The sequence below is a fragment of the Massilia sp. P2_C2 genome, from assembly GCF_056404615.1.
Genome location: NZ_JBFUDR010000199.1, coordinates 1 through 11,635, shown reverse-complemented (window position 1 = coordinate 11,635; position 11,635 = coordinate 1). Strand labels below are relative to the sequence as shown.

The following is an 11,635-nucleotide window of genomic DNA, read 5'->3' as shown; positions in this document are numbered from 1 at the left end:
ATGCAGAACCTCAAGCATCGTTTCGCACGGCAGCGCCGCCAAGGCGGTTTCACCCTCGTGGAAATCATGGTCGTCGTGGTCATCATCGGCATCCTGGGTGCGCTCGTCGTGCCCAAGCTGCTGGGCCRTACCGGCGAGTCGCGTGTCGCCGCGGCCCGCGTCGACATCTCCACGCTGATGTCGGCACTCAAGCTGTATAAACTCGACAACCAGCGCTACCCGACCACCGAGCAGGGCCTGCAAGCCCTCATCCAGAAGCCGACCAGCGGCCCGGCCGCGAACGGCTGGAAGGAAGGCGGCTACCTCGACAAGTTGCCCAAGGATCCGTGGGGCACGCCGTACCAGTATCTGTCGCCCGGCGTGCACGGCGAGGTCGACGTGTTCTCGCTGGGCGCCGACGGCCAGCCGGGCGGCACCGGCGAGGATGCCGACATCGGCTCCTGGGACAACAAATAAGGCCCGCGAGCGGTTTTTGGCATAACGATCGGACATTGCGATGACCAGGCACGCGCGCGGCTTCACCCTGGTGGAGATCATGGTCGTGATGGTCATCATCGGCATCACGCTGGGACTGGCCAGTCTCAACGCCATGCCGAATCCGCACCAGGACCTGCAGAAGGAAGCGCAGCGCCTGACCCTGCTGCTCCAGCTGGCGCGCGACGAGGCCATCGTGCGCAATCGCCTCGTCGCCTTCGAGGCCACACCGGAGCGCTACCGCTTCATCGTGCGCACCGAGACGCGCTGGGAACCGATCGTGAACGACGACCTGCTGCGCGAGCGCGAATTCAAGAATCCGCCGCTGACCCTGTTGCTGGATCCGACGAGCGCCGGTACCCTCAATCCGCTGCGCATCACCTTCGGCAGCGAACCGGTCGACAAGCCGTTCGTGCTCACCCTGGCCAGCGGTAACGACCGCGTCGCCATCCGTGCCGACGGCGTCGGTCACTTTACGGTGGAATGAGCGTGGAATGAGCAAGCCGAGGAGTGAGCAAATAAGCGCCAGGATGCGCCTGCGAAGCCCACGCCGCCAGCGCGGCTTCACCCTGCTGGAAGTGCTGGTGGCCCTCGTCATCGTCGGCACGGCGCTGGGTGCCGGCCTGCGCGCGGTGGGCAGCCTGACCGCGAACAGTTCCGGCCTGCGTGCCTCGATGATGGCGACCTGGTCGGCCGAGAACCGGCTCGTGCAGATCCGGCTCGGCAAGGAATTCCCCGACATCGGCAAGCACAGTTTCGACTGCCCGCAGGGCGACCTGCACCTGGTCTGCCAGGAAGAAGTCATCGCCAGCCCGAACCCGCGCCTGCGCCGGGTCGAAGTCTCGGTGTTCGACATCGCCAATCCCAACCGGCGCATCGTCAAGCTGGTGCAACTGGTGCTGAAACCATGGCGATGACGACCTCCCCGCAACGCGCACATCCGCCGCGCGGCTTCACGCTGGTGGAGCTGCTGGTGGCGATCAGCATCCTGGCCATCGTGGCCGTGCTCGGCTGGCGCGGGCTGGACGGCATCGTGCGCGCGCGCGTGGCCCTCACGCAGCAGATGGAAACGACGCGCGGCATGCAGCTGGCCTTCGCCCAGATGCAGAGCGATTGCGAGCACATCGCCGGGCGCGACGTCGTCGAACAGCGGCCCTACCTCCTCGTCGGCAACGACCGTTTTACCCTCGTGCGCGAAGTGTTCACGGAAAACCAGCCGTCGCGCCTGCAGGTGGTGGCCTACCGCATCGTCAACGGCAACCTGATGCGGCGCGAATCGCAACCGACGCGCGACCTCATCCAGCTCGACAGCCTGTGGCAGGCCGTCACCAGCGATGCCGATGCCAACGCGGCCGTGGCCCTGCAGACCGGCGTGACGGGGATGCAGGTTGCGACCTGGGTCAATAACGCGTGGCGCCAGGGTGGCGTCGATCCCGGGGCGAATGCGGCCGGCACGCCGGGCCAGGCCCCGCAGCCACCGACGCCGCCGACGCCGCCGACGCAGCCGACGCAGCCCGGCCAGGCGCCGCAGACGACGAACGAACCGACCGGCATGCAGGTGGCCTTGCAGGCGCAGGGCCTACAGGCGCCGATGGTGAAATCCTTCCTGCTGGGGGAACCATGAGAATCCGCTCGCCGCGACCGTGGCGTGAACGGGGCGTGGCCGTGATCACGGCGCTGCTGCTCACCACGCTGGCGATTTCCATCGTCGCCAGCCTGTTCTGGCAGCAGCAGGTGCAGGTGCGCTCGATGGAAAACCAGCGTCTGCACCTGCAGACCAAGTGGATCCTGCGCGGCGCGCTGGACTGGGCGACGCTGGTCCTGTTCCAGGACGGCATCGACCACCGCGAATACACGTCGCTCGACCAGGTGTGGGCGACGCCGCTGGCCGAGACCCGCCTCGACCAGTACGTGGAACGTGAGCGGATCGAGGGCGAAAATTTCGCCGCCAACCTTTCCGGCAGCATTACGGACGCATGCTCGCGTTACAATTTACGCAACCTGGCGACGAGCAGGGGGGTGATGGACGCGAACAACGTGAAGATCTTCACGCAGTTGTTGCGCAACCTGCAACTCGACCCTTCCCTCGCGCGGCGCGTGGCCGGCTTCGTTTCTTCCGGGTTGCCGGCGGCGGGAGGAGAAGCGGCACCGGGCGGGAATGATCCGACGCAGCTCGTGCCGGTGACCGGGGCGCCACTCAGGATCATGCAGGTGGACGACCTGCTGGCCGTGCAGGGCGTGACGCCGGCCATCGTCGAGCGCCTGCGGCCGTTCGTGACCGTGCTGCCGGAGACGACGCCCGTGAACGTGAACACGGCGCCGGCGGAAGTGCTGGCGGCCGTGGTGCCGAACATGTCGGTGTCAGAAGCGAACACGCTGATCGTGCGGCGCAAGCAGGCGGCATGGCGCCAGCTCAGTTATTTCATCAGCGACCTGCACGGTAGGGAGCCGGAGGGCAGTGCGGTGGCAGTGAAAAGCGAATGGTTCCTGGTCGACAGCCACATCCGGCTGGATCGGGCCGCACTGGATGCACAGGCACTGATCCAGCGGTCGGGGAACCTGTTGGCCGGTGGCGGCCCGAAGGTGAGATGGATCCGCCAGTACTGAGGAAGTCGCAGGACAGAACACAGGGCATGTTAGAACGACCCACAAGAGATCGAGAAAGCGAGACAGTTTGAGCACACTTTATATCCGGCATCCCGCGCGCGCCGAAGGTGAACACGCGTTGTGCCGCTTCGCCCTCGTCACCGATGGCGGCGCGATCGACCAGCATGGCGAAGGCTCGCTTCGCAACCTGGGCGACCTGGTCGGCACGAGCCGCCGCGTCGTGCTGCTGCTCGCCGCCGCCGACGTTTCCCTGCTGTCGGTGCAGGCGCCGCCGCTGTCGGGTGCGCGCCTGAAGGCCGCGCTGCCGGGCCTGGTGGAAGAACACATCCTGGGCGATCCGGCGGGCGCCGTCCTCGTGGCCGCGCCCGAGCAACCCGACGGCACGCGCCCGATCGCCGTCGTCGATCGCGACTGGCTGCAAGCCATCGTGAAAAGCCTGCTGGCCCAGGGGGCGCGCGCCGTCAGCGCCGTGCCCGCGCAGCTATGCCTGCCTTTGCAGCCGGGCAGCGTGGCGGCCGCGATCTCCGGCGTCGAGCTGATCTTGCGCCAGAGCCTGTTCCAGGGCTTCGGCCTCGCGCTCGACGCCACCCCGGCCGTCGTGCTGCAGACGGCACGCACGTACGGCGGCGACGCTCCGCTCGTGCTGTACGTGCCGCCCATCCAGCTGGGCGAATACCAGGCGCTGGCGCAGGAAGCGGGGCCCGGCATCACGCTCGAAGCGGACGACTGGACGCACTGGATCGCCGGCTCCAGGACCACGGCGCTGGACCTGGTGAGCGGCCTGGGCGCGGCCGGCACGCCGACGCGCGACTGGCGCCGCTGGCGCTGGCCGATCGCCCTCGCGGCGCTGGCCATCGCCGTCAACCTGATCGGCCTGAACGTCGACTGGCTGCGCCTGCGGCGCGAGGCCAATACCGTGCGCCAGTCGATGACGCAGACCTACCGCAACGTCTATCCGAACGAGACGGCGATCCTCGATCCGGTGCTGCAGATGCGCCAGCACATCGCCCGCGCACGCGCCAACACGGGCGACGTGGCGCCGGACGAATTCACGTACCTGGCATCGGCGTTCGGCGAAGCGACGCGCTCGCTCGGCCGCCAGATTGGAATTACATCAATTGAATACCGTGAACGCGCATTGACCGTCAAAGTCAAACCGGAAACGGTCGACGCCGGTTTGATCGGGCAATTGCGCACGTCCCTGGCCACGCGCCGGCTCACCCTCGAAGAAACCACGCCGGGTAACTGGGTCGTCCGCAGCACGGGAGCCAAATCATGAGTATCGCCACCACCATCGCCCAGTACCGCGAGCGCGCCACGGCGCTGTGGCTCGCGCGCACCGAGCAGGAACGCCGCTTCCTGGCGGCCGGCGGCGCCGTCGTGCTGGCCGCGTTGCTGTACCTGCTGTTCATGGCCCCGGCCCTCGAAGGGCGTGCCCAGCTGCGCCGCTCGCTGCCGCAGCTGAACCAGCAGGCCGCCGAACTGAAGGCCCTGGCCCAGGAAGCGTCCACCCTCGCGCAGGCGCCCGAGACGCACGTCGCGCCGCTCACGCGCGAAGCCGTCAGCGCCAGCCTGTCGGGGCGCGGCCTGAATCCGCAGTCGCTGTCCGTGTCGGGCGAGTACATCAAGCTGCAACTGAACAACGTGGCCTTCGCCAACCTGGCCACGTGGCTGGACGAGCAGCGCCGCGCCAACCGCGTGCTGGTGCAGGACGCCGTCGTCACCGCGCTGCCCGCCGCCGGCCAGGTCGACGCCGGCCTGACGCTGCGCCAGAACACCGGCAGCGGCCAATGAAGCGCGCATTCGTCTGGATCGCGTTTCCGACGCTGGCGGTCATCCTCACCGTGCTGGCCTTTCTGCCGGCCGCCTGGCTCGGTCCGATGATCGAACGCCAGACCGGCGGCCGTTTGACTCTGGGGGATGCGCAGGGTACGCTTTGGCGCGGCTCAGCCTTTGTGGGCGGCGCGCCGGGCGAGGGCGGATCCGTCACGCCGCTGCTGCCTGGACGCTTTTCCTGGCACCTGTCGCCGCTGGTGTTGTTCGGGAGCGTCAGCATGGACCTGGCCAATGACCAGGCGCTGGCCCAGCCGGTGCACGTCAGCGGCAGCTGGTCGCAGTTGCAGGTGAGCGCCGGCCAGTTGCTGCTGCCGGCCGACGGCCTGGCCGGCCTGGGCGCGCCCCTGAACACGCTCGCGCTCTCGGGCACGATCAAACTGAACTGGAACCTGCTGGACATCGCTCTCCAGGGCAATACGGTGGCGGTGAGCGGACGCACGACACTGTCGCTGACCGACATGGGATCGCGCATGAGCCCGATCAAGCCGCTCGGCAGCTACGAGATGGTCATGGACTGGCACGGCCAGCGGGCCGACGTGGTGCTGCGCACGCTGAGCGGTGCGCTCTTGCTGTCGGGTAAAGGAGCATTGGAAAATGGTCGCCTGCATTTCTCGGGACAGGCTGCGGCGGCCGACAAGTACGAAGACACGCTGGGCAACCTGCTCAATCTGCTGGGTCAACGGCGTATGGTGAACGGCAAGAACATAATCGCGTTAGAGTTCAGATGATGAAAACAAATCAACCCCGCAGCAAAAAGCAATTCCCGGCACTGCGCCGCATCGTGGCCGGCGCCGTGCTGTGCTGTACCGTCGGAACAAGCGTCCTGCCGTCGTTCGCCTACGCCCAGGAGGGCGGCGGCGCCGCGCTCAACTTCGTCAACGCCGACATGGAGTCCGTGATCAAGGCGGTCGGCCATTACACGGGGATGACCTTCATCATCGACCCGCGCGTCAAGGGCACCCTGACCTTGGTGTCGGAAAAGACGCTGACCAAGGCCCAGGCATTCTCCCTGCTGACGTCCGCGCTGCGCCTGCAGGGCTATGCGGTCGTCACCGGCGACGGCTATGCAAAGGTGGTGCCGGAAGCGGAGGCGAAGCTGCAATCGTCGCCCACGCAGGTCGGCGTCGGCGGCGCCAGGGCGCACGGCGACCAGATCRCCACGCAGGTCTACCGCCTGCAGCATGAGTCGGCCGCCAACCTGACGGCCGTGCTGCGCCCGCTGATCTCGCCCAACAACTCGATCATGGCCGATCCGGGCAACAACAGCCTCGTGATCACCGACTATGCCGACAACCTGCGCCGGCTGTCGAAGATCATCGCGGCGCTGGACGCGCCCGCCACCAGCGACCTCGACGTGATCCCGATCCGCAACGGCATCGCCAGCGACGTCGCCACGCTCGTCACGCGCCTGATGGAACCGGCGGCCGGCGGCGATGCGGGCCGCGTCACCGTGCTGGCCGATCCGCGCACGAATGCCGTTATCGTGCGCGCGCCGTCGGTCGCGCGCGCCAGCATGGCGAAAAGCCTGATCGCCAAGCTCGACCAGCCGACGACGGAGCTCGGCAACATCCACGTCGTCTACCTGAAGAATGCCGATGCCAGCAAGGTCGCCCAGACGCTGCGCGCCATCGTCTCGCAGGATGCGTCGGCCGTGCCGGTGCAGCAGCAGGGCACGTCAGGCGGTTCGATCCAGGCCGGCGCCACCGGCGGCGGCACCGGCGCCGGCGGGCTCGGCGGCCAGCAGGGTCAGCAGAGCAGCGTCGGCATGGGTGGCACCGGCAACACTTACGGCCAGCAGGGCCAGGCCACGGCCGGCGGCGCCGGCGGCGGCCAGGGCTCGGGCTTCATCCAGGCCGATGCGTCGACCAACAGCCTCATCATCACGGCGCCGGATGCCCTCTACCGCAACCTGCGCGGCGTCATCGACCAGCTCGACGTGCGTCGCGCCCAGGTCTATATCGAGGCGCTGGTGGTCGAGGTCACGTCGAACGACGCGGCCGAGTTCGGCGTGCAATGGGTGGGCCTGACCGGCAACGACAACAGCGCCTACCGCGTCGGCGGCCTGCAGTCGTTCAGCGTCGGCGGCAACAGCAACAACCTCGTCAACCTGGCGCTGGCCGCGGCGACGGGCATCAGCGGGTCGGCCTCCGGCGCGGCCAGCGGCGGCGCGTCGATCCCGAACCCGACCGGCCTGTCGATCGGCCTGTTCAAGCAGGTGAACGGTGCGCTGGGCCTGGGCGCGATCGCGCACGCCCTTGAAAGTACGGGCCATGCCAATATCTTGTCCACGCCAAACATGATCACGCTGGACAACGAGCTGGCGACGATCAAGGTTGGCCAGAACATCCCGATCATCACGGGTTCCTTCACGACGGGCGCGAGCGGGGCAAGCAATCCGTTCCAGACGGTCGACCGCAAGGACGTGGGCCTGCTGCTGAAGGTGCGTCCGCAGATTTCCGAAGGTGGTACCATCAAGATGGCGATCTACCACGAGAACTCGGGAATCGACACTTCCGTCACCTCGACGGCTGGCATCGTGACGACTGTTCGCGCCATCGAAAGCAATGTGCTGGCGGATGATGGCCAGATCGTCGTGCTGGGCGGGCTGATCTCGGACGACGAAGGCGAGAACCAGCAAAAAGTGCGCGGGCTGGGCGATCTCCCCGTCATCGGGAATTTGTTCAAGTACCGGACCCGGAACCGCAACAAGCGCAACCTGATGGTGTTCCTGCGTCCGATCGTCGTGCGCAGCAAGGAACAGAACGATACCCTGTCGATGGACCGCTACGAGTACATGCGCGCCGCCGGCGAGATGGCGCAGCCGGTCGACAACACGGTGCTGCTGAAGAACCTCGGCGCGCCGATGCTGCCTGGCCTGACCAATGGCCAGCCGCCCGCGGGCACCGGGATGGCCACGACGCCGCCGCCGGCCCCGACCCCGGCGCGTCCTGGCGCCGCCACCGGACCGGGCACGACGCAACCGCAGAACAGGTCGCAAGCGCCGGCCCAGCAGCCCGTGCCGGAATTCCGCCCGGTGCAGCCTGAAAACCGGACGGTGCCACCGACCCAACCGAACTGAAGACGATGAATAATTTGTTGCCCTACGCATTTGCACGCGATTACGGCGTGCTGGCGCGTTCCAACGGCGACCCGTCGCAAGCCGTCGAAGTGCTGGTCTCGAATGCGACCAAGCCGGCGGCCATCGCCGAGGTCTCGCGCCGCTTCGGGCGCATCACCCTGCGGCGCATGGAACGTGCCGAACTGGAATCGGCCATCGCCGCCGCCTATCAGTCGGCCGGCGGCGACGCCTCGCAGGTCGCGGACGAGTTCGACGCCGACCTCGACCTCACCAAGCTGCTGCAGGACGTGCCCGCGATCGAGGACCTGCTGGAATCGTCCGACGACGCGCCCGTCATTCGCATGATCAACGCGCTGCTCACGCAATCGCTGCGCGAAGGCGCGTCCGACATCCACATCGAGCCGTTCGAGCAGACGTCCGTCGTGCGCTTCCGCATCGACGGCGCGCTGCGCGACATCGTGCGGCCGCGCAAGGCCATCCACGCTTCGCTGATCTCGCGTATCAAGATCATGTCGCAGCTCGACATCGCGGAAAAACGCCTGCCGCAGGACGGCCGCATCACCTTGCGCATCGGCGGCAAGCCGGTCGACGTGCGCGTCTCCACCCTGCCGACCGGCCACGGCGAGCGCGCCGTGCTGCGTCTGCTCGACAAGGAAGCCGGCCGCCTCGACCTGGGCCACCTCGGCATGAGCGAGCAGATGCTGCCGCAGTTCGACAAGCTGATCAACCAGCCGCACGGCATCGTGCTCGTCACGGGCCCGACCGGCTCCGGCAAGACGACCACCTTGTACGCTTCGCTGTCGCGCCTGAATTCGACGACCACCAACATCATGACGGTGGAAGACCCGATCGAATACGACCTGCCCGGCATCGGCCAGACCCAGGTCAACGCCCGCATCGACATGACGTTCGGCAAGGCCTTGCGCGCGATCCTGCGCCAGGACCCGGACGTGATCATGATCGGCGAGATCCGCGACCTCGAAACGGCCCAGATCGCAGTGCAGGCATCGCTGACGGGCCACCTGGTGCTGGCCACGTTGCACACGAACGACGCCGCGTCGGCCGTGACCCGTCTGCTGGACATGGGCATCGAGCCGTTCCTGCTGTCGTCGTCGCTGCTGGGCGTGATGGCGCAGCGCCTCGTGCGCAAGCTGTGCCAGCACTGCAAGCGCCAGGAGGGCGGGCAGTGGGTGGCGGTCGGCTGCGACCGTTGCGGTCACACGGGTTTCCATGGCCGCATGGGCGTGTACGAATTGCTCGAGACGAACGAACAGATCCGCTCCCAGATCCACAACCAGGCCGCCGAGGCCGACATCCGCCATGCCGCGCTGAAGTCCGGCATGAAGACCATGCACGACGATGGCCAGCGCTGGGTGCGGGAAGGCATCACGACGGAAGCCGAACTGCTGCGCGTGACGAAGGTGGATTGATCGATGCCCGCCTTCCGCTACGAAGCCGTCGATGCCGGCGGCATCACCCGCAAGGGCGTCCTGAACGCCGACAGTCCCCGTGCCGCGCGTTCCGACCTGCGCCTGCAGGGTTTGACGCCCTTGAACGTCGAGGCCATCGCGGCCCAGGTCGACGAGCGCGGGGTCGCCCGTTCGCGCGGTTTCGGCGAGCGCCTGTCGCAAGTCGAGCTCGCGCTGTTCACGCGCCAGCTCGCCAGCCTGCTGGAAGCCGGCCTGCCGCTCGAACAGGCCTTTACGGCACTGCTGGAACAGGCCGAGCGCGCTTATATGCGCGACCTGATCGCGTCGATCCGCTCGGAAGTGATGGGCGGCGCGCCGTTTTCCGCCGCCCTGTCGCGCCATCCGCGCGACTTCGCCGAGATCTACCGGGCCCTCGTCGCGTCCGGCGAGCAGATCGGCCAGCTGGCCCGCGTGCTGGCGCGCCTGGCCGACTACATCGAGCGGCGTAATGCCCTCGTGCAGCGGGTGCGTCTCGCATTCACCTATCCGGCCATCGTCACCGTCGTCGCTTTCGCGATCGTGATCTTCCTGTTGACGTATGTCGTGCCGCAGATCGTGTCCGTGTTCGCCAACACCAAGCAGAAATTGCCGGTGCTGACCACCATGATGCTGGCCGTGTCGGACTTTACCCGGGCGTACGGGATCTACGTCGCGCTGATCGTRATCGCCCTGTGGTTCGCGTGGCGCCGCGCGCTGCGCAACCCGGCGCTCAAGCTGCGCTGGCATGCGTGGCTGCTCGACGCGCCCGTGTACGGCCGGTTCGAACGCAGCCTGAACACGGCACGCTTCGCCAGCACCCTGGCGATCACGACGGGCTCCGGCGTGCCCATCCTGCGTGCCCTGGACACCAGCCGCGACACCTTGTCGAACGTGGCGATGAAAACCCTCGTCGAGGACGCGACGGCCAGCGTGCGCGAGGGTGCCAGCCTGGCGCGCGCGTTGTCGGCGCAAAAGTATTTTCCGCCGATGCTCGTGCACATGATCCGCGCCGGCGAAATCACCGGCGAACTGCCGGCGATGCTGGAGCGTGCCGCCGATTCGCAGCAGGCCGACCTCGAGCGGCGCGCGCTGACCATCGCCGGCCTGCTCGAGCCGGTGCTGATCCTGGCCATGGGCCTGGTCGTGCTGCTGATCGTGCTCGCCGTGCTGATGCCGATCATTGAAATCAACCAGTTGGTGCGCTGACAAGGACACTGATGAACAAGCGTTTGCCCTTACTCTTGAGCTTGCTGGGCGTGATCCTGCTGGCGGTGTCGCTCGCGTACTGGATCCTGCAGCTGTACCAGCCGCCGCAGCGCCCGATCGCAGCGGCGCCGCATGCGGCGCAGCCCGACCCCGCGATCGACGCCGCCGCCACCCTGTTCGGCGGCCAGGTCGCCGTGGCCAGCGCGACCAATTACCAGCTGACGGGCGTCGTGGCCGACGGCAGCAGCAGCGTGGCGATCATCGTCGCCGATGGCTCGCCGAAGGCGCTGAAGGTGGGCAAGGAGTTGGCGCCGGGCATTACGCTGGCCGAAGTCCATCCACGCTACGTGATGCTGTCCGACGGCGGCGTGATGAAGCGCGTCGACCTGGCCACGGATGCCAAGGCTGCGGCACCGATGGGCGGTCCGGGCGCCATGCCGCCGGGCGCACCGCAGCCGAATGGCCAGCCGAWCGTTCAGCCGAACTTCGGGCAGCCGCAGCAGATCACGACGGCACCGGCCATGCAGCCCACGCAGGTGAATGGCCCGTCCGAACCGCCGATGGCGCCGGGCAGTGTCCAGCAGCAGTCGGGTTTTACGAATCCCGGCGACGTCGGTTCGCATGACAGCGCGCCGCCGCCCCCGAATCCGAACCCGATCAACCAGCCGCAGAACCCGGGCCAGCCGCCACGTGGTAGCGGCAATCCGGCCGGGCAGACCCAGACGCAATAAGAGCCGGTAGACAGAATGTATTGACCTACCAACCTCAACGGACGCGGGTTACGCTGAGGGTTGGTGAACCTTTCGGCGCAGAGCCGCAATTGAGGAGGTAGGTCATGAACGAGTTTAGCAAATATGTAGGCCTGGATGTCCATAAGGCGACGATCGCTGTCTCGATTGCGGACAGTGCCGGTGGCGATCCACGTTTCTACGGCGAGATAGCCAACACGCCGGTTGCGATAGCGAAGCTGATGACGCAGTTGGCC

General features: G+C 67.3%; 12 protein-coding genes. All 12 read left to right on the top strand.

Annotation, left to right across the window (positions count from 1 at the left end):
* The 12 genes from gspG to AC1DYX_RS20755 all read left to right on the top strand — a co-directional run bounded on the left by gspG (nucleotide 1) and on the right by AC1DYX_RS20755 (nucleotide 11,381).
* Nucleotides 1-456 (top strand): type II secretion system major pseudopilin GspG, encoded by a 456-nt coding sequence (gspG, locus tag AC1DYX_RS20810; RefSeq protein ID WP_477262316.1) that lies wholly within the window; start codon nucleotides 1-3, stop codon nucleotides 454-456.
* 40 nt (nucleotides 457-496) lie between these two features.
* Nucleotides 497-961, top strand: a complete 465-nt coding sequence (gene gspH / locus AC1DYX_RS20805) for a type II secretion system minor pseudopilin GspH (RefSeq protein WP_477262314.1) — start codon at nucleotides 497-499, stop codon at nucleotides 959-961.
* Nucleotides 962-1,004: 43 nt separating this feature from the next.
* Nucleotides 1,005-1,391 (top strand): type II secretion system minor pseudopilin GspI, encoded by a 387-nt coding sequence (gene gspI / locus AC1DYX_RS20800; RefSeq protein WP_477262312.1) that lies wholly within the window; start codon nucleotides 1,005-1,007, stop codon nucleotides 1,389-1,391.
* A complete protein-coding gene (locus AC1DYX_RS20795) occupies nucleotides 1,382-2,098 on the top strand; it encodes a PulJ/GspJ family protein (RefSeq protein WP_477262310.1) in 717 nt (238 codons plus the stop codon). Before gspI ends, AC1DYX_RS20795 begins: the two co-directional genes overlap by 10 nt.
* Nucleotides 2,095-3,081, top strand: a complete 987-nt coding sequence (gspK, locus tag AC1DYX_RS20790) for a type II secretion system minor pseudopilin GspK (RefSeq protein ID WP_477262308.1) — start codon at nucleotides 2,095-2,097, stop codon at nucleotides 3,079-3,081. The genes AC1DYX_RS20795 and gspK overlap by 4 nt, the downstream gene beginning before the upstream one ends.
* Nucleotides 3,082-3,148: 67 nt before the next feature.
* Nucleotides 3,149-4,360 (top strand): type II secretion system protein GspL, encoded by a 1,212-nt coding sequence (gene gspL, locus AC1DYX_RS20785; protein ID WP_477262306.1) that lies wholly within the window; start codon nucleotides 3,149-3,151, stop codon nucleotides 4,358-4,360.
* The gene (gene gspM, locus AC1DYX_RS20780; RefSeq protein WP_477262304.1) at nucleotides 4,357-4,875 is read left to right on the top strand and encodes a type II secretion system protein GspM; all 519 of its coding nucleotides are present in this window, start codon (nucleotides 4,357-4,359) and stop codon (nucleotides 4,873-4,875) included. Before gspL ends, gspM begins: the two co-directional genes overlap by 4 nt.
* Nucleotides 4,872-5,645: a type II secretion system protein N gene (gene gspN / locus AC1DYX_RS20775; RefSeq protein WP_477262302.1), complete on the top strand. Its 774-nt coding sequence runs from the start codon at nucleotides 4,872-4,874 to the stop codon at nucleotides 5,643-5,645. Before gspM ends, gspN begins: the two co-directional genes overlap by 4 nt.
* A complete protein-coding gene (gene gspD, locus AC1DYX_RS20770; protein ID WP_477262318.1) occupies nucleotides 5,645-7,996 on the top strand; it encodes a type II secretion system secretin GspD in 2,352 nt (783 codons plus the stop codon). The genes gspN and gspD overlap by 1 nt, the downstream gene beginning before the upstream one ends.
* Before the next feature lie 5 nt (nucleotides 7,997-8,001).
* Nucleotides 8,002-9,426, top strand: coding sequence for a type II secretion system ATPase GspE (gspE, locus tag AC1DYX_RS20765; RefSeq protein ID WP_477262300.1), 1,425 nt, complete (start codon nucleotides 8,002-8,004; stop codon nucleotides 9,424-9,426).
* Between the two features lie 3 nt (nucleotides 9,427-9,429).
* Entirely contained in the window at nucleotides 9,430-10,650 is a 1,221-nt protein-coding gene (gene gspF, locus AC1DYX_RS20760) for a type II secretion system inner membrane protein GspF (RefSeq protein WP_477262298.1), read from the top strand.
* Between the two features lie 11 nt (nucleotides 10,651-10,661).
* Nucleotides 10,662-11,381 (top strand): type II secretion system protein N, encoded by a 720-nt coding sequence (locus AC1DYX_RS20755; RefSeq protein ID WP_477262296.1) that lies wholly within the window; start codon nucleotides 10,662-10,664, stop codon nucleotides 11,379-11,381.
* The last annotated feature ends 254 nt before the right edge of the window (nucleotides 11,382-11,635 follow it).